The sequence below is a fragment of the Lysinibacillus capsici genome (genome assembly GCF_020217405.1).
In the GTDB taxonomy this organism is placed as follows: domain Bacteria; phylum Bacillota; class Bacilli; order Bacillales_A; family Planococcaceae; genus Lysinibacillus; species Lysinibacillus capsici.
Window position 1 is genome coordinate 4,181,014 of sequence record NZ_CP084108.1, and the last position, 22,404, is coordinate 4,203,417.

At 37.0% G+C, this 22,404-nt stretch carries 20 protein-coding genes; 6 read left to right on the forward strand and 14 right to left on the reverse strand.

Annotation, left to right across the window (positions count from 1 at the left end):
- Window positions 1-18 precede the first annotated feature (18 nt).
- Window positions 19-750, reverse strand: coding sequence for a hypothetical protein (locus LCP48_RS20680; protein WP_004224378.1), 732 nt, complete (start codon window positions 748-750; stop codon window positions 19-21).
- A complete protein-coding gene (locus LCP48_RS20685) occupies window positions 743-2,080 on the reverse strand; it encodes an AAA family ATPase (protein ID WP_004224377.1) in 1,338 nt (445 codons plus the stop codon). The genes LCP48_RS20680 and LCP48_RS20685 overlap by 8 nt, the downstream gene beginning before the upstream one ends.
- Before the next feature lie 149 nt (window positions 2,081-2,229).
- On the opposite strand from LCP48_RS20685, the gene LCP48_RS20690 reads away from it, so the two are divergent.
- The 4 genes from LCP48_RS20690 to LCP48_RS20705 all read left to right on the forward strand — a co-directional run bounded on the left by LCP48_RS20690 (window position 2,230) and on the right by LCP48_RS20705 (window position 8,926).
- Window positions 2,230-2,691, forward strand: coding sequence for a hypothetical protein (locus tag LCP48_RS20690; RefSeq protein WP_009374122.1), 462 nt, complete (start codon window positions 2,230-2,232; stop codon window positions 2,689-2,691).
- Window positions 2,692-3,217: 526 nt separating this feature from the next.
- On the forward strand, window positions 3,218-4,966 hold the full coding sequence (locus tag LCP48_RS20695; RefSeq protein ID WP_004224372.1) for a methyl-accepting chemotaxis protein: 1,749 nt from the start codon (window positions 3,218-3,220) through the stop codon (window positions 4,964-4,966).
- A 136-nt stretch (window positions 4,967-5,102) separates the two neighbouring features.
- Window positions 5,103-8,273: a non-ribosomal peptide synthetase family protein gene (locus LCP48_RS20700; RefSeq protein WP_004224369.1), complete on the forward strand. Its 3,171-nt coding sequence runs from the start codon at window positions 5,103-5,105 to the stop codon at window positions 8,271-8,273.
- Complete coding sequence (locus LCP48_RS20705) at window positions 8,270-8,926, forward strand: 4'-phosphopantetheinyl transferase family protein (protein WP_009374124.1); 657 nt, start codon at window positions 8,270-8,272, stop codon at window positions 8,924-8,926. Before LCP48_RS20700 ends, LCP48_RS20705 begins: the two co-directional genes overlap by 4 nt.
- 78 nt (window positions 8,927-9,004) lie before the next feature.
- Here LCP48_RS20705 and LCP48_RS20710 read toward each other — a convergent pair whose 3' ends face one another.
- From LCP48_RS20710 to groES, 5 genes are all read right to left on the reverse strand, one after another.
- Window positions 9,005-10,015 carry an ABC transporter substrate-binding protein gene (locus LCP48_RS20710; protein ID WP_009374125.1) on the reverse strand — a complete coding sequence of 337 codons (1,011 nt, stop codon included), beginning with the start codon at window positions 10,013-10,015 and terminating at the stop codon, window positions 9,005-9,007.
- Window positions 10,016-10,025: 10 nt separating this feature from the next.
- Window positions 10,026-10,787 (reverse strand): ABC transporter ATP-binding protein, encoded by a 762-nt coding sequence (locus LCP48_RS20715; protein WP_004224363.1) that lies wholly within the window; start codon window positions 10,785-10,787, stop codon window positions 10,026-10,028.
- Window positions 10,788-10,791: 4 nt separating this feature from the next.
- Window positions 10,792-11,871, reverse strand: a complete 1,080-nt coding sequence (locus LCP48_RS20720) for a FecCD family ABC transporter permease (RefSeq protein ID WP_009374126.1) — start codon at window positions 11,869-11,871, stop codon at window positions 10,792-10,794.
- Window positions 11,872-12,224: 353 nt separating this feature from the next.
- A complete protein-coding gene (gene groL, locus LCP48_RS20725; protein ID WP_004224361.1) occupies window positions 12,225-13,856 on the reverse strand; it encodes a chaperonin GroEL in 1,632 nt (543 codons plus the stop codon).
- Between the two features lie 129 nt (window positions 13,857-13,985).
- Window positions 13,986-14,270: a co-chaperone GroES gene (gene groES, locus LCP48_RS20730; RefSeq protein ID WP_004224358.1), complete on the reverse strand. Its 285-nt coding sequence runs from the start codon at window positions 14,268-14,270 to the stop codon at window positions 13,986-13,988.
- A 171-nt stretch (window positions 14,271-14,441) separates the two neighbouring features.
- On the opposite strand from groES, the gene LCP48_RS20735 reads away from it, so the two are divergent.
- The gene (locus LCP48_RS20735) at window positions 14,442-15,206 is read left to right on the forward strand and encodes a CPBP family intramembrane glutamic endopeptidase (protein ID WP_004224356.1); all 765 of its coding nucleotides are present in this window, start codon (window positions 14,442-14,444) and stop codon (window positions 15,204-15,206) included.
- A gap of 86 nt (window positions 15,207-15,292) precedes the next feature.
- Here LCP48_RS20735 and tatC read toward each other — a convergent pair whose 3' ends face one another.
- From tatC to LCP48_RS20750, 3 genes are all read right to left on the reverse strand, one after another.
- On the reverse strand, window positions 15,293-16,117 hold the full coding sequence (gene tatC, locus LCP48_RS20740) for a twin-arginine translocase subunit TatC (protein ID WP_004224353.1): 825 nt from the start codon (window positions 16,115-16,117) through the stop codon (window positions 15,293-15,295).
- A 20-nt stretch (window positions 16,118-16,137) separates the two neighbouring features.
- Window positions 16,138-16,332: a twin-arginine translocase TatA/TatE family subunit gene (tatA, locus tag LCP48_RS20745; protein ID WP_004224351.1), complete on the reverse strand. Its 195-nt coding sequence runs from the start codon at window positions 16,330-16,332 to the stop codon at window positions 16,138-16,140.
- A gap of 125 nt (window positions 16,333-16,457) precedes the next feature.
- Window positions 16,458-17,093: a redox-sensing transcriptional repressor Rex gene (locus tag LCP48_RS20750; RefSeq protein ID WP_004224350.1), complete on the reverse strand. Its 636-nt coding sequence runs from the start codon at window positions 17,091-17,093 to the stop codon at window positions 16,458-16,460.
- Window positions 17,094-17,346: 253 nt separating this feature from the next.
- Here LCP48_RS20750 and LCP48_RS20755 point away from each other — a divergent pair, with 253 nt between their 5' ends.
- Complete coding sequence (locus LCP48_RS20755; RefSeq protein ID WP_004224348.1) at window positions 17,347-19,290, forward strand: ABC-F family ATP-binding cassette domain-containing protein; 1,944 nt, start codon at window positions 17,347-17,349, stop codon at window positions 19,288-19,290.
- A 432-nt stretch (window positions 19,291-19,722) separates the two neighbouring features.
- On the opposite strand, the gene tsaD is transcribed toward LCP48_RS20755, so the two are convergent.
- From tsaD to tsaE, 4 genes are read right to left on the reverse strand one after another with little or no spacing between them, the layout of a single operon-like run.
- Window positions 19,723-20,739, reverse strand: coding sequence for a tRNA (adenosine(37)-N6)-threonylcarbamoyltransferase complex transferase subunit TsaD (gene tsaD, locus LCP48_RS20760; protein ID WP_004224346.1), 1,017 nt, complete (start codon window positions 20,737-20,739; stop codon window positions 19,723-19,725).
- Window positions 20,739-21,191, reverse strand: coding sequence for a ribosomal protein S18-alanine N-acetyltransferase (rimI, locus tag LCP48_RS20765; protein WP_004224343.1), 453 nt, complete (start codon window positions 21,189-21,191; stop codon window positions 20,739-20,741). The genes tsaD and rimI overlap by 1 nt, the downstream gene beginning before the upstream one ends.
- Window positions 21,184-21,891, reverse strand: a complete 708-nt coding sequence (gene tsaB, locus LCP48_RS20770) for a tRNA (adenosine(37)-N6)-threonylcarbamoyltransferase complex dimerization subunit type 1 TsaB (protein ID WP_004224340.1) — start codon at window positions 21,889-21,891, stop codon at window positions 21,184-21,186. Before tsaB ends, rimI begins: the two co-directional genes overlap by 8 nt.
- The gene (gene tsaE, locus LCP48_RS20775) at window positions 21,888-22,337 is read right to left on the reverse strand and encodes a tRNA (adenosine(37)-N6)-threonylcarbamoyltransferase complex ATPase subunit type 1 TsaE (protein ID WP_004224337.1); all 450 of its coding nucleotides are present in this window, start codon (window positions 22,335-22,337) and stop codon (window positions 21,888-21,890) included. Before tsaE ends, tsaB begins: the two co-directional genes overlap by 4 nt.
- Window positions 22,338-22,404 lie beyond the last annotated feature (67 nt).

Below are 22,404 nucleotides of genomic sequence, written 5' to 3' on the forward strand. Positions count from 1 at the left end.
TCCATTCGTCACCTGTTTTTACTGTACATCTGTTTTAATCATTTCAAATAATAGTGGTACATTCGTGCCACGATGCAATGAATGACAGCCTTCCATTAAAAATGACCAACTTTTCTTTACTTTTTCCCTATATGACAACTCTGAACTGACTGGGAGATAGGTGCTTAAATATTCCTCAATCGTGCATGTCAGATTGTCCATAAATTCATCTGCTTTTTGTATTTTTTCTGTAGGGATTTCATTGCGCTCATTCCATAAGACATGCTCTAAATTCGTAGAAAAATAAAATAATTGATAAGGTACTTTCATACGGTTAATGCTAAAGTGGTCGTTGGCAATCAAAATTCTAGCATTTTTAGCCTTCATATCATTGCGTTGTTCTATTTGTTCTTTGCGTTTATCCGACTTCACTAAAATAGCATCGTCTATATAAAATAAGTTTTGCTCGATACGCTCATCTACCTTGACGCACTCTGGTGCGATAAAGCATCCATCTGCATCTGTAATATGAACAACCGCTGTTAAATCATTGGCTAAAAATTTATATTTTTCAAGATAGCTTTGAATCACTCGTACAACACTGTTTTTAATATTCGGTATGCGTTTGTGCGCATCCCACTTTGTTAAGATATCTTCTCGTTGTACATCAAAGCGTATTGTGGAGTTCGCAAAATGAGCATCTAAATAATCCTCTAAAATAATTTGCTCCGTCTGCCCTTCCACAATAATTAAAAGTACTTTTTTAGTCATGTTGAACACCCGCTTTACGAAAAGCCCGCTTTATTTTAAAAGTTTTAGTTTCCTTATATATCTCTTCCTCTTGCCCGCCAAGCTGGATAGCACGTAAATAGACATCTCTAGCGTTATCTACTTCTTTCATACCTTTTAGCTGCATATAACGGTGATGTTCATTTGTTGTCGTAAACCATAAATTTTTAATAGCTAGCACCTCTAACACACGTAGATTATGGGAAGTAAAAATAAGTTGCCCTTTTCCGTCCTCATCTATCACTGTTAACAACTCACCTAACAAATATTCAAATACACCTGAATCTAATTCATCAATAACCACGCATGCATTCGGATTATTATATACAGCAATCAATACACTAAGAATAGAAATGATCTTTAAAATTCCCTCTGACTCTGTTCGTAGCGGTAATTCCTGCTCCCCACGCTGAGACAAAAATTCGAAACGGATTCCTTGCTCGCCATTGTCCATCATTTGCTTTGTAATGATATTAATTTTAATCGTCAGACCAGGAATAATGGCTGAGAGCACTTGATTACTTTGTTCAATAACCTCACATAAAGCATAGAATCCATCCTCTGGTAATAACGCTGGGCCATTTAAATCATAAGGAATAAGACCTCTTGTTTTCTCTAAATGAATACTGAATGGCATCATCCGTTCTTCAAATAGTGGGGCAATATTTTGAGTATTAACAACATGTAAGTCTCGACTAAAATCAACAGCAATATTTTGAAGCAACTGCATTTCTAGCTCAGAAAGTCGTTCCTGTAATAATGCCTTTATATCCTTATGGAATAGAAATGACATATATTGTTTTCTTGCTAACTGTTGAATAACCAGTAATTGAATTCGTGCTTGTTCACTCAAATCATCCAGTTTCGATTGACGGATTTGTACATCCCTCTCCGACACAGCCACTAAAATCTTTGATCGCTTCCCTTTCGTGTTTTCTCGATAGGTAAGGCGCTCCAACGTAGTATATAGTCGATGCTGATCCTCCTGTAGCTCCACATAGTAATTTACAAAAAATGTACCGAATTGATTCTGAACTAGAAATTCTACATCCAAGCTAGCTGTTTGCTCTCCTGCCAATATAAGTCTTTTCTTTTGAGAGGGCAACTTCACTTCAGCAAGCCATCCTGATAGAAGTGTCTTCAATAAACTAAATGCATCTACAATGGTTGTCTTTCCAGAGCCATTTTGTCCATATAGACCAACAACATTCGCTTGTAGAAATGTCTCAAAATTTACTGCGAGTACAATTTCACCCTGTCGTACATTTCGTAAATTTTGTAAGTTTATTTTTTTTATCTTAATAATTGCCATATGCTAAACATCCTTTTAGCTTTTTCCCTTATTATAATGAAATTCGTTTTATTTTATAACAAATTCGAACTTAAGCATCCATAGCCTATAGCCTATGACAAAAATTGCAATAGGCATATGTTAGAAAAAATGAAGAAAGGTGTGTTTCATTGGTTTATCCTAGATTAGCCCCTGATGATTTTAACAGTCAATTTCGCCCAGGTATGAAAATATGGGTAACACTCCCTACTGGTACTTATTCAGGTACATTAATTCGAACATTCGGAACTGGAGGAAGAACTGCTGAAATTCAGTTAGATAATGGTCAAATAGTGACTGTGGATGTTAGTCAAATCACTGCTGCAGGTACAGGAACACCTCCTGGTAGTTCCTATCCACCGCCATACCCACCACCATATCCACCATATCCGCCTCAACCTTATCCGCCACGTCCATATCCACCTCAACCTTATCCACCTCAACCTTATCCGCCACGTCCCTATCCACCACAGCCTTATCCGCCTCAACCTTATCCGCCACGTCCAGGGGGGCAATATCCTGGTTTCCCACCACCATTAATACCAGGACTCCCCAATATTCTACCGGGTATATTTGGAAATCCACGACCATAGCAACAACTAGAAAAGGTTATTTCTTTATTTAAGAATAAAGAAATAACCTTTTTTTCATTTTACTCCCATAACAAAAATCATCAAATTCCTTTACATATAAGACATGACAAAATAAGTAAAAAGCCCTAACAAGGAATTGGAAATTGATATTTCAGCCAATTTTTTAATCAACCGAAAATAAGTAAGATTTGAGCATACTTCTTTTTTATACCAGGAAATATGTCGCTTTTTGTAAAAATTCAACCTAACCTAAAAATTATATAGACTAAAAAACTATATATTATCGTTTATTTATAGAAATCATGCCTTGAAATAGTAAGTTTTCTGGGTTGTGAATCAATTTTTTTGGCAGTATAGTAGTTAAATGATAGGGGATAAATAGATTATTTTGCATCTATAAATAGTTTACACGCATCTGGACTTCTACGAATAACATCACCATCTTCAATGTGTATTACATTGACTAAATTATCCATTTATAGTCCTTAGCTTGAAATATTTGCTATATCATATTAGGAGGAAAAGCATGAAAACACGCAAGAAGCAGCAAATGTCTATTAGTAAGAAATTAACTGCAATAGTAGTGAGTATTTTATTATTATTCGGATTAGTTACTTTAGGTCTTTCTTATTATATAGTAAGAAATAGTAATTTAACAGACATGAATCAATCTCTTTCTGACAAAGGCATGATCCTAGCCAAAACCATTGATATTACTACACTAAAATCGATATTAGAGAATCCTACAAATAGTAACCCCGATGCTCTACGATTAACTAGTGAAATGGATGCAATCAATGATAATTCTGATAGCATTACCAATCTATTTTTAATTACCGTTAACGGAGAAAATATTAATGCACCTGTTCTATCATCTAGTATACTTGAACTAGGGGCAGAGTATAACCAAGATATGATTGCAATGGGTTTATCTCCGGATTTCCTAGCAAGAATTAAAGAAGTTTTTGATACAAAAAAAGCAACAGCAACAGATATTTATAGCGATGAATATGGTAGCTATAAAACAGGCCTTACACCAATCTTGGATGAGAATGGGGACATGCTGGCTGCTTATGCCATTGACTATGACGTATCAATGGTAACAGGAAAAGCGATGTCTGAAGCCCTATGGACGTTATTAGTAACGGTTATTTTCTTAATTGGTTCATCCATTGCTGTTTACACTCTTTTAAGAAAAAAATTAACACCAATTCAACAACTTTCCTTACAATCTAAAAAAGTCGCAGAAGGTAATTTAGAGCTTGAACCATTACCAGTTACTTCAACAGACGAAGTAGGAATGCTCACACAAAATTTTAATTCAATGATTGATAACTTAAAAAAAGTTATTAAGAGTACAACAAATGTTTCTGAGCGTGTTTCAAACACAGCCAATGTTTTATCTGTAAATATGCAAGAAGCTTCCGATTCATATAATAATGTAGCATCTTCTATGCAGGAGATTGCAAGTGGCGCTGATCTTCAAGTACAGAAGGCAAAAGAAAGTACAATTACCATTGAAGAAATGAATATTGGTATTCAACGTATTGCCATGACATCCAATCAAATTTCAGAATCCTCGATTTTAGCATCAGAGGAAGCTGAAAGAGGAAATGAATCGACAAATAAATCTGTTGCACAAATGAATGCTATTAGCAAAGCAGTTAATCAATCTGCAGCTTCTGTTAAATTACTTGGCGAACATTCCAATAAAATCGAAGAAATCGTAGGAATCATTACAGGGATTGCTTCACAAACCAATTTACTTGCATTGAATGCGGCGATCGAAGCTGCACGTGCTGGGGAGGCTGGTAGTGGCTTTGCAGTGGTAGCTGATGAGGTACGTAAACTTGCAGAGCAATCTGAGGCATCTGCAAGAGAAATTTCTACACTTATTTCTCATATCCAGCATGATACAAACGAATCTGTAAATATCATGGTTCACGCTGTAGAAGAAGTAGATCATGGGATTGTCATGATCAATGATTCGGAAAAATCATTTAGCCAGATTTTAACTTCCATTCACCATGTGACAGGGCAAATTCAAGAGCTTTCTGCAACAATTGAAGAAATGGCAGCTGGTATGGAAGAAGTAACATCTGCTGTAAAAGATATGGAAGATTTTTCAGTCAATTCAAAGGACAATACAAGAGCAGTAGCAGCAACTTCTGCCTCTCAATTGAATACAGTACAACGAGTTTCTGAAGAAGCTCAAGTATTATCCGAGCTATCTGATGAATTAATGAATGTTGTTAATACCTTTGTAGTGAAATAAAAAATGAAAGGGCTGCCCTTATAAAGGAGATTTATGTCCGTTAGTTTCTCACAGATCGATTCACTACTGTGGACCTAATGACGCTAATCACTCCTTCATAGGTGTCGGCCCTTTTCTAAAATAGGAGTTGTCATAATTGAAGAATAAACAAGAATTTGATGTACACCCATCACAGAATAATACGCATTCTTTTGACCAACAAACGCTACCATCCAATTGTACACAATTATTAAACGGAGAAGACTTACTCGCATATCAAACGTTAAACCGTACAATAGCTGACTATAATCAAAACACCACAATACCTGACGTATTTTATCAGGCAGCACAAAAATATGCGGAACGAATCGCATTATCCTATGAAGGTGGAAAACTTACCTACCGTCAGCTAAATGAACAATCCAACCAAGTTGCTCATATGTTAGTTGCCAACGGTCTACAAAAAGGAAACTATGTAGCGATAGTTATGGAACGTAGTAAAGAAACCGTCATTAGTTTGTTAGGTATCCTGAAAGCTGGTGGAGTTTATGTTCCCATTGATCCGAGCTATCCAAAAGAACGCTGTCAGTACCTATTAAACGATACAGGTGCTCCATTTATCATAACGAAAAACGAACATACAGTTCTACTAAATGATTTTATACATAATGATTCTCAAACACGTACAGTGTTCACAATCAACCAAATGGAGCAAGGGTATTCACAGGAAAATATCCAATGTGAACTTCTTCCATCCGATTTGGCCTATATTATTTATACATCTGGTTCAACAGGTAAGCCAAAAGGCGTCATGCTTAAGCATGAAGCTGTCATTAATTTAATCACAGATAATCAACGAATCTACCATTCAACTAAAGAAGATGTTTACTCCCAGTTTATTTCTTTTAGTTTTGACCCTTCTATAACAGAAACTTTTACTGCTTTATTTTCAGGGGCAAGACTTCATATGCTTACAAGTATAGAACGTTTATCCATTGAGGCATTTGCTGATATGATCGACCGTGAGCAAGTAACGACCGCTACTGTTCCAAATGCTTTCTTTACACAGCTAGCTACACATTTACCAGTTAGCTATAGAAAAAAGCTTTCGACATTAAATTATTTATCTGTAGGTGGTGAAGCCCTATTGCCTGCCATTGTTCAAAAATGGCAAGACAAATTTGGACTTTCTACAGAAATTATTAACGTGTATGGACCAACTGAGTGTACAGTATTGTCCTCCTATTTTAAGGTGAAAAGTCAGATAACAGACATGCAATCTAGTATCCCCATTGGTAGACCAATCGCCAATTATGAAATGTATGTTATTAATACGGACGATCAGCTATGTCCCGTTAATGAAATCGGAGAATTATGTATTGCTGGTGCTGGTTTAGCAGCAGGTTATTTACATCAGCCTGAAAAAACGGCTGAAGTATTTGTCCCTCATCTCTTAAAGCCAGATCAAAAAATGTATCGAACAGGTGATTTAGTTCGACTATTGCCAACTGGTGTCATTGAATTTGTTGGACGTAAAGACTCTCAAATTAAAGTAAGAGGCTTCCGTATTGAACTTGGAGAGATCGAAACAGTATTGAGCAATCATACGAGCATTCAAGAAGCTGTGATCATTGCGAAGAAAATGGCTGATGGGCATAATCATTTATTTGCCTATTATACGGCGGCAAGTGGAATGCAGCTTGAGGAGAGTCTTTTAAGGGATTACTTAGCAAATCTTTTACCAGATTATATGGTACCAGAGCAATTTATCGAATTGCAAGAAATGCCGTTATCCCCTACAGGAAAAATTGATCGTAAACACTTAGCTTCATTGGAATTAACTTTATCACGTAGCACTACATATATTGTCCCAGAAAATGATACACAGCGTATGCTTGCTACTGCTTGGGAATTTGTACTCGGTATTGAGCCAATTGGCATTCACGATAACTTCTTTCATATCGGTGGGCATTCGCTAAAAGTGCTCGAGATTCTTGTACAAGTGAAAAAACATATACCATTCTTAAAGATTCAGGATTTCTTCCAATATCAAACGATTGCTGAACTGGATCATTATATTCGTCATTATCAACCAGAAGCTATTGAAGATCAAGACGAGCCAACTAAAAACATGGTATTCAAGGACTTAATGGAGCCTAGTCCTCTACAAGTCTCCCAAAACGTGAAGCCCTTGCCAATGACTTCGGTATTACTAACAGGTGCTACAGGTTATTTAGGTAGTCATGTATTATATGAGCTATTAGCAACAACAACTGCGCACATATATTGCCTTATTCGACCAAGTACCCAAACTACAATTGAAGAAAAACTAAGAGAGAGTATGCAATTTTATTTTGGCAATACCATTGCTCAGCAGATGAAAGATCGTATTACTGTTATCCAGGGTGACTTAGGGAAGCATCGACTTCATTTATCTGATAAAGATGAAAAAATCATTATGAAAGAAATTAATGCCATCATTCATTGTGGTGCAGATGTACGTCATTTCGGTGCAGCTGATCATTTTAATAATGTCAATGTGAATGGAACTCGCTACTTGCTTGAAATAGCCAAACAGAAACCAGGTGTGCATTTCCATTATGTATCGACAATTGGCATTCCAGAGGAGCTAGCTGCCATACAATGGGGACCAAATGAAGCAAAAGGTAACTTCAATTACAATGTAAAGCTTGATAATGTTTATACTCAAAGTAAGCTAGAAGCAGAAAACCTTGTTCGCAACGCTGTACAGGATGGAATCCCTGTCTCCATTTATCGTGTAGGAAATTTAAGCTGTCATTCTGAAACAGGTAAATTCCAACGTAATATCGATGACAATGCCTTTTACCGTATGATTAAATCAATGCTTAATTTAGGTAAAACACCTACTGCACAGTGGCATGTTGACTTCACACCAATTAATTATGCTAGTCAGGCACTTGTTTCTTTGGCAAGCCAGCCAGCAACCAACGGCCATGTCTTCCATTTATGTAACCCTGTATCGCTTACTTATTTAGAATTAATCGATATGCTTAAGGAAATTGGTTATGACTTAACAATTGTTTCAACACAAGAGTATACTGATTGGCTATTAAATGGCGATCATCCAAAAGGTGTACAGGAATATTTATCGTTAGCCATTGCGCAGCTTGAAGGTGATGGAGCAAGTGACTCCCCATTTATCTTCAATTGCAAAAAAACGATAGAATTTTTAGCTCATACCAAGATTGAATGTGCGGCACCAAATAAAGCCTTTATTCACAGAATGATTCAATATGGCATTGATACAGGCTACTTTCCAGAACCAAAACAAGTCAATATAACATGATAAAACAAACTATACAGTTATTTGCACTTCCTCTAGGAGTAAAGTTAGCACCATCAGAACGGGATACTTTCCTTAAAGTACTCCCTTTTGAGGTTCAAAGAAAAGTTCAACAATACAAGCACTGGCAGGATCAGCAAAGAGCGTTGCTAGGTAGCACTCTAATTAGATGGGCACTCCTTCCCTATATAGATGACGTTCTGTTATATCTAGCTCACAATGAATGTGGGCGCCCATATATTGCAGGACACCCCCATTGGCAGGGAGATTTTAATCTCTCTCATTCTGGGAATTGGATCGTGTTAGCAGTCACCACTTTCGGACGAGTGGGCATTGATGTTGAAGAAATAAAGCCAGTAAGTGAAGATGTGATGGTATATGCGCTTTCTGAGACAGAGCGTCAATTGGTCTCTCATCAGCCTTTACATGTTTTTTATGAGTTTTGGACTTTAAAAGAGGCTCTTTTTAAAACAGGTTTATTGCCAAACTTATCGCCATATTTGCTTGATACCACCAACATAAAAAAAACAAGGAAAGACCTTTTTACTCAAATATTCTATCTCGATCCGCAACATCCTGTATGCGTCTGCTGGAACAATGAAAGTTCTAAGTTAATAACCACAATAGTAAATAAAGAGCAGCTTCTACAGTCATAACAATAATTATCCTCCGTAATAAGAAAACGCTGCCCTAACGTGTCATTTATTCGACCCGCTAGGACAGCGCTTTTTGTTTTATTTAAATAAGTCTGGATACATTTCTTTTGCTAATGCTTCCATTCCATCAATCGTGTTATAGCCATAGCCAAACATGTAATTGTAATCTACAATATACATTTGTTTATTTTTAATAGCCTTCATGCTGGAAAGTTTAGGATTCGCATAAATTTCTTCACGTACTTTTGTCAAATCAGAACCATCCCAGTTTGGTAGAATTAATACATCTGGATCTGCTGCAATTAATGTTTCAACACTTACATCGCCTGTTTCATCTTTGAAAATATTATCTAATTTTACCATTTTGAATGCATCATTAAAGAATGTTTCATCGTGTGCTGGATAAACAAAAAGCTCTTTTGGATCATTTGTATGCAGATAGGCAAATGTTTTTTCTTCTTTTATACTTTCTAATTTTGAGGAAATATCTTGTTGTCGACCTTTTAATTCTTTAATAAAGCTATCTGCTTTGTCTTGAACATTAAAAATTTCACCAATATTTTTTATATCTTTATAAATAGAATCATACGTGCCACCTGTTACGGATGACTCTAAAACATATGTTTTTATACCCATTTCATTAAGAGAGTTTACTGTCCCTACTCCCCATTCAGCATTATCAAATAAGCCACCACGACCAAATACTAAATCAGGATCAGTACCTAATGTAACCTCTTTCCCAACATATTCATCACTTAAAATATTTAGCTTAGCATACTCTTCTTCAACAGCTTTATCAACTGCACCAAAGTTAGCACCAACACCAACGATTTTATCGCCTAATCCTAAATGTAATAATAATTCTGCAGCTGGGCGTGTATTTGCCATAATTCTTTCAGGTGCTTTATCAAATACTTGATCTTTCTTTTCCCATGTTGATCCACCTTCAGCCTTTGTAAAGTTCTCAATTGTCAGTGGATAATGCTCTTTTGTTTGAGTTTCCTTAGATGTATCTTTTGATGTGTTACCGCAGGCTGTTAATGTTAATAAAGCCGCTAAACCAATTCCTAATAATAATTTTTTCTTCATGTTTTTCCTCCTACAGTCCATATGCAAAGCCTAATCCATTCGTCACTGGATTAGTAAACGTTTGACATTTGATATGATATAAAGCTTCTATTGTTTCTGGTGTTAAAACTTCTTGGGGTGTACCATGTGCATAGATTTCACCATCTTTTACTGCATAAAGATAATCACAGTAATGTGCTGCCATTTCTAGATCATGAAGAGCTGCTAAAACACCGATGTTTAAACTTCTTACACAGGATAGTATTTCAATTTGATAACGAATATCTAAATGATTTGTTGGTTCATCCAAAATCATAAATTTAGGCTGCTGGGCAATCGTTCTTGCTAAAATAACCCTTTGCTTTTCACCACCAGATAGTGAAAGAAAACTGCGCTCTCTATAAGATTGTAAGTTTGTTCTTGTCAATGCCTCTTCTACGATGTCAAAATCCTTTTGGTTATCTGACTCTAGCATTTTTTTATGAGGTGTTCTACCTAACATCACCATTTGTTGTACCGTTAAATCAAAGTGCATTTCATTGAATTGTCCAACTACACCTAAGTGTTGAGAAATCTTTTTTTCGGCGCTTTTTAAAACATCTAAATCATCTAAGAAAACCATCCCTTTTTGAGGTACTAGGCTTTTATAAATGCTTTTCAGTAAAGTTGATTTTCCGCATCCGTTTGGTCCGATTAAGCCCACAAATTGTTGCTTATTCACATGAATGGATACGTTTTTTACGATTTCCTTTTTGCCGATTTTTACTTCTATATCCTTTGCTACTAATTCCATTGTTCTACCCTCCGAAGTTGTAACCTTTTTTTACAATCATATAGATAAATAATGGTGACCCAATGACAGAAGTAATAATACCAATCGGTAATTCCACATTTTGGATTAACGTTCTAGACAGAATATCCGCCCAAATCATGAAAAGGCCTCCTAAGAGCAATGTTCCTAACATTAATCGTTTGTGATCTGCCCCGAAAATACCTCTTGTGATATGTGGGATAATTAAACCAACAAAACCGATCATACCTGCATAAGCGACCATCGTTCCTGTAATAAGCGAGGTAAGAATCATATATAATTTACGATAAGCACTTAAATTGATCCCTAAGGTGATAGCTGATTCATCCCCAAGTAGCATTGTGTTTAGCACACGATGTTGGAAAAGGAATAATGCAGCTCCTAGTACAATCACGATTGTTAAAATTGGTGTTTTGTCCCAGCTGGCAGATGCTAAACTCCCCATAGACCAGAACGTAACAGTTTTAATGCCCTCTGCATTATTGGCAAAAAAGATGATAAGGCTTGAAAACGAACTACATAATGCACCGATAACAACCCCTGATAAAACCAATTTTACTGAGGTTGCTTTACCTCCAATGCTGGATAAGATAAGCACTGCCATCGAGGTAATCATCGCCCCTGCAAATGCACCAAAGGCTACTCCAAATTGTGCTAACAATGCACTACTCCCAAAACCAACTAGAATAGCAAAGGTTGCACCTAATGACGCTCCTGAAGAAATACCAAGTATGTATGGATCAGCAAGTGGGTTTTGGACAACTGCCTGCATGACAGCCCCACACAATGCAAGTCCGACACCAATCAATAAGGCAAAAACCACACGCGGCATTCTGACCTGTAGAATAATATTCAAATAGGATTCACTTTCCACGCTATCAAGTGTTCCAAGTTTTCCATTGGATATAGTATGTAGCAAAATATCCATCGATTGCTTGAAAGGAATGCTGACTTGTCCTATTGATACAGAAAAAACGGCAGATATTAAAATAGAGACTATTAAAAGCAAGATAATAACATAATAAATATTGCCCATTCCTATTCTGTTAGCTTCCTGTCTATCCAAAATTTCACCTCTATCTATTAAACTTTTAGTTAATGATAACGATTATCATTTTCATTTTGTATTGTAAGTGATAATCCATTGAAAAACAACAGGAAAATTTTTTATTATAGATTATGCATACATTCAGTAGATGAATATTCCACTACTGGCGGGTTTTAATTCGCTAAAATTATTGTTCCGATAGAAATTAAAACAGCTCATTGTAAATTCCGGATATTATATAGCGAAGAAAATTTAAGGATTTTTATTTAAACTCTGTTCTAATAAAAAATCAAAATAAAAAACCACTTTCCATAAAACTATGGAAAGTGGTCATATTACTTAAAAGATTGTGCTTATAGGCTAACTAAATCTTACATCATTCCTGGCATACCGCCCATGCCGCTCATATCTGGCATTGCTGGTGCTGCTTCAGGGATATCTGCTACAACCGCTTCTGTTGTTAAGAATAGGGCTGCAACTGATGCTGCATTTTGTAAAGCTGAGCGAGTTACTTTTGCCGGGTCTACTACGCCTGCTTCCATCATATTTACCCATTCGCCAGTTGCTGCATTGAAACCAATGCCAACTTCTTCACGTTTTAGACGATCTACGATAATTGAGCCTTCAAGACCCGCATTATTAGCAATTTGACGAACTGGTTCTTCTAAAGCACGTAGAACGATTTTCACACCTGTAGATACGTCGCCTTCTACTGCTTCAGCCGCTTTTTCTACTGCTGCATAGACGTTTAGGAGAGCAGTACCACCACCTGATACGATACCTTCTTCAACAGCCGCACGAGTCGAGTTTAAAGCATCCTCAATACGAAGTTTACGCTCTTTTAGCTCTGTTTCTGTTGCAGCACCAACTTTGATAACTGCTACACCACCTGCTAATTTTGCAAGACGTTCTTGTAATTTTTCTTTATCAAACTCTGATGTAGTTTCTGCAAGTTGTGCACGGATTTGACCAATGCGCGATTCAATTGCGTCTGCTCCGCCTACACCTTCAACAATTGTTGTGTTGTCTTTAGTTACAACAACTTTTGCTGCACGACCAAGTGCAGAAATATCAGCTGATTTTAGGTCTAAACCTAATTCTTCTGTAATCACTTGTCCACCTGTCAGGATAGCAATATCTTCAAGCATTGCTTTACGTCGATCACCGAAACCTGGGGCTTTTACTGCTACAGCATTGAATGTACCACGAAGTTTGTTCACAACAAGTGTTGCAAGAGCTTCACCTTCTACATCTTCAGCAATCATTAAAAGTGGACGACCTTGTTGTACCACTTGCTCTAATAATGGTAATACTTCTTGAATGTTTGTAATTTTTTTATCAGTAATTAAAATGTACGGGTTATCAAGAACCGCTTCCATTTTATCTGTGTCCGTTACCATGTAGTGAGAAGCATAACCACGATCAAACTGCATACCCTCAACTACATCTAGCTCTGTTGTGAAGCCTTTTGATTCTTCAATTGTAATAACTCCATCGTTACCAACGCGTTCCATTGCTTCAGCGATTAGTTGTCCAACTTCATCATCTGCAGCAGAAATGGCAGCAACTTGTGCAATTTCTTCCTTATTGCTTACAGGGCGAGAAATAGCATGTAATTCAGTAAGTGCTGCAGCAACTGCTTTATCGATACCTTTACGGATACCTACAGGATTTGCGCCAGCTGTAACGTTTTTCAAGCCTTCACGAATAATTGCTTGGGCTAATACTGTTGCTGTAGTTGTACCATCACCAGCGATTTCGTTTGTCTTAGAAGCAACTTCTGCTACTAATTTTGCTCCCATGTTTTCATATGGGTTTTCTAGTTCGATTTCTTTAGCGATTGTCACACCATCATTTGTAATAAGTGGTGAACCGAATTTTTTTTCTAAAACAACATTACGTCCTTTTGGTCCTAATGTTACTTTTACTGCATTTGCTAATTTATCTACACCTTGTAACATTAATGAACGAGCGTCTTCTGAGAATTTAATATCTTTTGCCATGAGAATTTACCCTCCTGAAATGGAATATTCGTTAAGCTTCTTCAATATATTTATATCAATTTCACCTTATTGTCACATTTGTTATGCAAACAATAAGTATTCACCTTACGTAAGGTGCCTTTAATGTTCTTATTCAATAATTGCAAGAATATCGCTTTCGCGTAAAATTAGGTATTCATTACCTTCAAATTTAACTTCTGTGCCAGCGTATTTAGAGAAAATAATGCGGTCGTCAACTTTAACGTCAAGCTCTACACGTTGCCCGTTCTCTAATACACGACCTGTCCCAACTGCTACTACTTTACCTTCTTGTGGTTTTTCTTTTGCAGAGTCAGGTAGTACAATACCGAATGCAGATTTTTCTTCTACCTCGATTAGTTCAATTACAATACGATCTCCTAGTGGTCTTAACAAGTGAAACAACCTCCTAATAATTAAATAATTGTTGATATTTATTAGCACTCTATATCAATGAGTGCTAACACAATTATTATGATAATCAATCACTCTTTTTTTTGCAAGTCAGAACTTCAAAAAATTTTGTTTTCTTTCCATATTCCTCTACAATAGAAAGGAAGCATATGAATGGAAAGGATTTTGATTGTGACTAATTCTCAAAAAGTAACGAAACATAAAAAAACAGCCCTGTATGTTTTGCTGATTTATATCTTGATGCAAATCTCTAGCAGATGGTTGCTCTTACCGTTCCATAGGCTCGTCATGAAGGTAACTGGTTTAGCTTCTGAACAAGCGGCTCCTATTACTCAAGGTTGGTATATTGCCCTAAGTTTTGCGGTTGCGCTCATTTTAAGCTTAATCCTTACATCTCGAGATAAAGCATTTTGGAACATTTATCAAGGAAAAAAAGAAACGATACCTCTAACAATTGTGTGGGGAATCATCGGCTTCTTCCTAGTGTTCTTTGGACAAATGATTGGTGCAGCTATTGAGATGGCTGTTTTCGGTATTGAAGGAGGCTCACAAAATACTGCTGATATTGTCGCAATAGCTAAAGGTGCTCCCATTGCCATATTAGCAATTGTTGTATTCGGGCCAATTTTAGAAGAATTCGTCTTCCGTAGAGTAATCTTTGGCTCGCTTGTCCAAACAACAAATTTCTGGGTGGCAGCAATTGTGAGTGCCATTTTCTTTGCGATTATCCACTTCGACTTCTCTCATATCTTGCTTTATACCATTTGTGGCTTAATCTTCGCCTTTTTATATCACAAAACAAAGCGCATTTGGACGTCTATTATTGCACACGTCATGCTTAATGGATTTGTGACACTTGTACAATTCTATGCTGAACCATTGCAAAAGTTTCTTCAAGAACTAGAAAAAATGCAATAAATTTTTGTAAAGCTATGTAAATTTATAGAAAGAAGGAAATTTAACAAAAAAGCTCGATGCCTTTATTTTGGCATCGAGCTTTATCTTTACTGTTGATTGAATCCTTCTATTTGTCGTCTTTGTTGTTCAAGTGCCTCTTCAATCTGACGCTTTTGTTCTGCTTCTTGCTCTTCTTTTAAACGAATCTCTTCAGATTTTAAATATTTGCGATAGCCTATTTTCGCTACCCAAACACTAAACTCATAGAGTAAAAACATTGGTACTGTTACGATTAAATGACTCATTAAATCTGGTGGTGTAATCATAGCCGCAATGACAAAAAGTCCGAAATAAGCATATTTTCTGTTCTTTGTCATAACTTGTGGATTTAGAATACCCAAACGTGCAAAGAATAGGAGTATAATCGGTAATTGGAAAACAAATCCAAAAGGTAAGGTGATTTGAAATAAAAACGAGAAATACTCATTAATTCCAATTGTTAGTTGTACACCTAGACGACTAGATAAATCAATCATAAAGTTCAATACATACGGAAATAAAATAAAGTATGAAAAAACAATTCCAGCTACAAATAAGATAAATGTAAAGGGTATATAGCTTAATGTTACCCGACGTTCCTTTTCATATAGTCCTGGTGAAATAAAGGCCCATAGCTGATATAGAATAATAGGAGACGTCAACAATAAGGCTATATAAAAAATCATTTGAAAATAAATTTTTATAGAGTCTGTTATTCTGAACGCGTTTAAAGAGAAACTCTGTGCGGTTTCACTGCTTTGTAAAAAATGAATAAGCGGCTCCGCCAAAAAAAACGCTCCAGCCACCGCAATAACAAAGAAAACGACTGCAAAGTAAAGTCGTTTCCTTAATTCTTCTATATGCTCAATGACAGTTTGGTTGTTTGCATTCATATTAGAAAGACATCCTTCAGTTACTTATCATCGTTTTTTACTTCGATGACTTTCTTTTTATCATTATCATCATCATCTGCTAACCCTTTAGTAGCATTTTTAAATTCACGCAGTGTAGAACCCATAGCTTTCCCTAACTCTGGTAACTTTTTAGGGCCAAATATTAAAATTGCTACAATTCCAATAATGATAAGGCTCATAGGACCGATACCCATTACAGCCACCTCCTCTTATATATTTTACATTTTAACTCACTTTCGATAATTTGGCTAACTAATATTATGTGAAAGTTTTACGTCTTGCTATTCACCACAACAGCCTAAACACGCTATGTAAAGAATCACTCTTCCTGATTACGAATTAAATAAATAAGCGCTTGCAACTCTACCGATAAATCGATGGTTAAAAGCTGCATTCTATCAGGTACTGTTAATCGCTCTGGCGTAAAGTTTAAAATTCCCTTTGCATTCATGGCTGCTAAGCGATCCGCCATTTTTTGAGCGGAGCGTGGTGAAACGGTTAAAATAGCAAGCTCTGCACCGTATTCTGCATATTTTTCCTCCAATAAATCTGGATGAAAAACAGGAATGTTACTGATCATTTTGCCATCCTTCGGTGCTTTTGAATCGAATGCTACAACAATATGTGTATTATGGTTTTTTTGAAAATTATATTTTAATAATGCACTACCTAAATTCCCCACACCTATTAACGCTACTTTTGTCGTTTCATGTTGATCAAGCGTCTGGCTAAAAAATTGTAATAGATGCTGCACATCGTAGCCATAACCTTTTTTCCCAAGTGCACCAAAATAAGAAAAATCACGGCGAATAGTTGCAGAATCTATTTTCATCGCTTCACTCAATTCCTTCGACGAAATACGTTCCATACCTTCTTGTGCAAAGTTTTGAATAAATCGATAGTAAAGAGGAAGTCTTTTTGTAGTGGCTTGTGGAATTTTTAATTCTTGTTTCAAACTTTTTCCTCCTTATGATGTACCTCCATCAATTTTACTGTCTTTAACTACTAATTTTAATACATTCATCCTTAACAATATACAACATTTTTGCAATCCCCTGCTGTATTTCTCTTTAGTTAATGGCGCCTTATACGCAGCTAACTAAAAAGAAATCGTTTCAATCTTACATGACTGCTAGGAATAAGTAAAGCACGGACATTGCATGCAAATCGTTCATCCATTACACTAAGGTAGAATTGAGGTGTCAAGAATGATTGTTTTACAGGTCAATCAACTAACTAAATCCTTTCTTGCAGATGAAATTTTAAGTGGTGTTAAATTAGAAGTTCAACACCGTGACCGTGTTGCCTTAGTAGGACGAAACGGTGCAGGTAAATCTACTTTATTAAAAATAATTGCTGGTCAAATGTCTTATGATTCAGGTGATATCATTATCCCAAAGGATATTCAAATAGGCTATTTAGAGCAACATGCAGGATTAAACTCTACGCTAACAATTTGGAATGAAATGATGACTATATTTGAATCTCTTTTAGCCCAAGAACAGCTACTACGCTCACTTGAACAACAAATGGCTGATCCTACTGTCTATGATAACCCTACTATGTATGCGAAAGTTATGTCGGAATATGATCAATTACAGCATACGTTTAAAGATGCAGGTGGCTATCAATATGAATCAGACATACGCTCAGTCCTTCATGGTATGCAATTTTATTCCGAAGACTATGACAAACCCATCAGTTCCTTATCTGGTGGACAGCGCACACGTTTAGCACTTGCTAAGCTCTTACTTAGTAAACCAGATCTTTTAATTCTCGATGAGCCAACGAACCATTTAGATATCGAAACACTATCTTGGTTGGAATCCTATTTAAAGGGCTATGAAGGCGCTATTTTAATTGTTTCCCATGACCGCTACTTCTTAGACCAAGTCGTTTCTATTGTCTATGAAGTATCTCGTCATCGCGTTACCAAATATCCGGGTAATTATAGTGCATATCTAGATGAAAAAGCTAAAAATTATGAGCGTGATGTCAAACTCTTTGAACGTCAGCAAGATGAAAAGGCCAAGCTTGAGGATTTTATCCAAAAAAATATTGCACGTGCTTCTACAACAAAAATGGCCCAAAGTCGACGTAAAATGCTTGAACGTACAGAGTGGATGGAATCGCCGGATGGTGATGAGAAATCCGCTAGTTTCGGTTTCACGATTGAACGTCAAAGTGGAAATGATGTTTTATCTGCTGATGAATTAACGATTGGTTATAACGATCGTACCATTTCTAGTGGGATAAACCTCCGCACTTTTCGTGAGGATCGTATTGCCCTTGTTGGTCCAAACGGAGTTGGTAAATCGACATTATTAAAAACAATTGTAAAAGATTTATCTCCTCTTGCAGGTAGTATTCGTTATGGTACAAATGTACAAATAGGCTACTATGATCAAGAGCAAGCAAAGCTATCGAGCAATAAGAGTGTCCTAAAAGAATTATGGGATGAATGGCCACTCATGAACGAAAAAGATATTCGTACTGTATTAGGGCGTTTTCTTTTTAGTGGTGAAGATGTGGATAAAGCTGTATCCTCTTTATCGGGCGGTGAAAAAGCACGCCTTGCACTCGCAAAGCTAATGATGCAAAAGGCTAATTTCTTAATTCTTGATGAGCCTACCAATCATTTAGACTTAGATAGCAAAGAGGTATTAGAAAATGCCTTGATTGATTATCCTGGTACGCTTCTATTTGTCTCACATGACCGCTACTTCATTAATCGTATCGCAACGAAAGTGGTGGAGTTATCTGGAACGGGTTCATTTGAATATTTAGGTGACTACGATTATTACGTTGAGAAAAAGCAGGAACTATTGGAGCTAGCACAAATGAAGGTTGCCTCCCAGCCACAAGTACAGCAAGACCTGCCTGATAAAACGTCTACATCAAAAATTGATAAAGAAGTAAAAAAACGTGAGCGTCAAATTAGACGTACGATCGAAGATTTAGAAAGCAAGATGCAAGAAACATCTGCTATTGTTGCAAGACTAGAAGAGGCTCTTTGTGACTCTGCCATTTTCACAGACCATGAAAAAATTTCAATGCTTCAAGCAGAATTAGCAACTGCTAAAGAACAGCATGAGCTATTAGAATTAGAATGGCTTGAGTTAAATGAAGAACTTGAAAATATTAGTATGTAAAGGATGTAAGCCATGTGACAGGTCACATGGCTTTTTCTTTACTTGTCTTCACTTTTCATATATATTGGTCAAGTGCTATTTTTCGACAAAAAATGCCCACAGTTTTATTCACACTATAAATCTAGTAATACCAACATATCAACAGAGTTTTCCACATTGTCCACAATAGAAATTTATTTTATCCACATTCTATCGTATAAAACCAGCTACTATATATTGAATAATCACAAGTTATGCACAAGTTATCAACAATTTGTGCATAAGTACGCGTGTTCGCCATTTAATTCGCTCCTTTACTTGTGGATAATTTTCTGAAAAATTTGTCAATTTTGATGCTTCTATTGACTATTCCCTTAGCACGGTTCTTTTTTATCAACAATTATTCGACAATAAAAAAGAGATATCTAAAAATATAGATACCTCTTTCTTATACTATACCCAGGATTTTAACTCCATTCCTGGACGTCCATTCATCATTAGATTACCTCGAATACCAGCCTCTAACATCGGCATAGCTGCTGCGCCAATCATTGCCGCATTATCAGTACACAATTTAAGCGGGGGTACAAAAAACGGGATACCTTCCTCTTCAAATACAGTCTCCAAAGAAACTCGCAAACCTTTATTTGCTGCTACACCTCCAGCTGCAATAACCTGCTTCACCTGATATTCGCGAGCCGCACGTAATGTTTTAGCAGACAGTACTTCAACAACACTTTCTTGAAAGCCCTTAGCAACAGCTGCTGGTGAAATAGCTTCACCTCGTTGGTCCATATTATGTTTATAATTGATAACAGCTGATTTTAAACCGCTAAAGCTAAAATCATACGAATCCTCTTCCAACCATACTCTTGGAAAAGGAACAGCCTCTCCTTCTTCATGAGCAAGACGATCAATATGTGGCCCTCCAGGATAAGGTAAATTTAAAACACGCGCCACTTTATCATAGGCTTCACCAGCTGCATCATCTCGTGTTTCACCAATGACCTCAAAAGAGCCATGTTCCTTCATATAGACAAGCTCTGTATGACCACCTGAAACGACTAGTGCTAATAAAGGGAACTCCATTGGCTGAACAAGCGCATTGGCATAAATGTGCCCTGCAATATGATGTACACCTACAATTGGTAAGTTGTTTGCAAAGGCAAAAGCCTTCGCCGCATTAATGCCAATCAACAATGCACCTACAAGACCCGGACCCTCTGTAACAGCAACCGCATCTAAATCTGTCGGCTTTAATTTTGCTTGGGCTAATGCTTCTTCAATTACCATCGTAATTTGTTCAACGTGATGGCGTGATGCAATTTCAGGGACAACGCCACCAAATCGCTTATGACTCTCTATTTGAGAAGCAACAACATTCGACACGATTTCATGACCATTTCGAATAATCGCTGCAGCTGTTTCATCACAGCTTGATTCTATTGCTAATATCAATCCATTATTCATTATAAATTCACCCACATGACAAGGGCATCCTCCCCGTTATCAGTATAATAGCCTTTCCGTATACCACCATCTTGGAATTGAAGCTTACGATAAAGATTTTGTGCAACCGTGTTCGTTACTCGTACCTCCAATGTCATAACCTCCATTCCATGTAAACGAGCTATTTGCAGCGCCTCACGCATTAATCCCTCTCCTATACCTCGTCCACGCACTGCCTCAATAACAGCTACATTCGTAATTTGGGCTGCATCTATAACCATCCACATCCCGCAAAAACCAATAATACTTCCACTTGCATCAACAGCCAGCACATAATGGGCATACTGATTTTCATGCACTTCATAGTAAAAGGAATCCAACGTCCAAGGTACAGGAAATGAAGCGACTTCAATTTCATAAACTGCTGGTACATCATCAGAAACCATTTTACGATAAGTTACATCACTACTCATGTTCTTTCTCCTTCTGTTCTTTCAGCCAATTTGCTTCAGCCTCTGCAATTCGTTTATATTGTGGGACAAAGTGATGAGTAGCTTCAACACTTGGTAACTCCACTTTAGTTCCTACACGAATAACTTCCGTTGCACGTGGCAAGTCAAGACTAAAAGGTGCACGTAAAGCGTTACCGCCAAGCTTCTCTACAATGTTATCCCAAAATATGCCCACATCTGTTCCTACAAATAAAATAGGTGCATCTAATGCCCTTAAACGCTCTAACAAATCAGCGATATGTGTATGATGATCCTCCACAAGAGCCTCTAGTGTCACTCCTTGATAAACAGCTGTATAAACATTGTCTCTTCTTGCATCAAAAATTGGACAAATTAATCCATTATAAAGGGTAGCATTTGCAGCTAATGCTTTTAAGCTAGAGACACCAACTAAAGGTATCTGTAATGTCCATGCTAGGGTTTTCGCTAATGTTACACCTATACGGACCCCTGTATACGATCCTGGCCCTTCAGACACTGCAATGACATCCAAGTCACCTGCCTTCAAACCTGCTCTTGCTAATACCTCTTCAATAGCGGGCATTGCGCCTGCTGAATGTGTTAATTTTATATTTTGTACCAGCTCAGCTACCACTTTTCCATCCATCACCACAGCAACGGAAAGTGGTGTATTCGCTGTTTCTATTCCTAACCAAATCATTTCATTAGCTCCTCACATAGTGCCTCATAACGTTCCCCACTAGGTATGAACACGAATCGTCGTTCAGTGTCTCCGATTCGATAAATCTCTATCGCTAATCGATTCTGTGGCAAATCCTGTTCAATTAAATGCGCCCACTCTACCACTGATACTGCATCTCCATAAAATAATTCATCCCAACCTAGGTCCTCGTCACTTTCGGCCAAACGATAAACATCTAAATGATTGAAGGGTAAACGTCCTTCATACTGTTTAATGATTGTAAATGTTGGACTGTTGACCGTTCTTTTCACACCAAGCCCTTTTGCTAAGGCCTTCGTAAACGTTGTCTTGCCTGCACCCAAATCTCCTTCTAATGTAATCGTATCTTGAGCTTCTAGTAAATTGGCAAGTGCCAGGGCAAACCGCTCTGTATCATCAACTGAATTCATGATTATTTCATACATTCTCATTTTTCCTCTCATCACTACATTATCTCTAGTTTACCTAAACTAGCGAAAATGTTCAAAGCAT

Bases quoted from the DNA above. Each gene is read 5' to 3' on its own strand.
- LCP48_RS20680 (WP_004224378.1), bottom strand. From the start codon at position 750: ATGACTAAAAAAGTACTTTTAATTATTGTGGAAGGGCAGACGGAGCAA.
- LCP48_RS20685 (WP_004224377.1), bottom strand. From the start codon at position 2,080: ATGGCAATTATTAAGATAAAAAAAATAAACTTACAAAATTTACGAAAT.
- LCP48_RS20695 (WP_004224372.1), top strand. From the start codon at position 3,218: ATGAAAACACGCAAGAAGCAGCAAATGTCTATTAGTAAGAAATTAACT.
- LCP48_RS20705 (WP_009374124.1), top strand. From the start codon at position 8,270: ATGATAAAACAAACTATACAGTTATTTGCACTTCCTCTAGGAGTAAAG.
- LCP48_RS20710 (WP_009374125.1), bottom strand. From the start codon at position 10,015: ATGAAGAAAAAATTATTATTAGGAATTGGTTTAGCGGCTTTATTAACA.
- LCP48_RS20715 (WP_004224363.1), bottom strand. From the start codon at position 10,787: ATGGAATTAGTAGCAAAGGATATAGAAGTAAAAATCGGCAAAAAGGAA.
- groL (WP_004224361.1), bottom strand. From the start codon at position 13,856: ATGGCAAAAGATATTAAATTCTCAGAAGACGCTCGTTCATTAATGTTA.
- LCP48_RS20735 (WP_004224356.1), top strand. From the start codon at position 14,442: ATGGAAAGGATTTTGATTGTGACTAATTCTCAAAAAGTAACGAAACAT.
- tatC (WP_004224353.1), bottom strand. From the start codon at position 16,117: ATGAATGCAAACAACCAAACTGTCATTGAGCATATAGAAGAATTAAGG.
- tatA (WP_004224351.1), bottom strand. From the start codon at position 16,332: ATGGGTATCGGTCCTATGAGCCTTATCATTATTGGAATTGTAGCAATT.
- LCP48_RS20755 (WP_004224348.1), top strand. From the start codon at position 17,347: ATGATTGTTTTACAGGTCAATCAACTAACTAAATCCTTTCTTGCAGAT.
- tsaD (WP_004224346.1), bottom strand. From the start codon at position 20,739: ATGAATAATGGATTGATATTAGCAATAGAATCAAGCTGTGATGAAACA.
- rimI (WP_004224343.1), bottom strand. From the start codon at position 21,191: ATGAGTAGTGATGTAACTTATCGTAAAATGGTTTCTGATGATGTACCA.
- tsaB (WP_004224340.1), bottom strand. From the start codon at position 21,891: ATGATTTGGTTAGGAATAGAAACAGCGAATACACCACTTTCCGTTGCT.
- tsaE (WP_004224337.1), bottom strand. From the start codon at position 22,337: ATGTATGAAATAATCATGAATTCAGTTGATGATACAGAGCGGTTTGCC.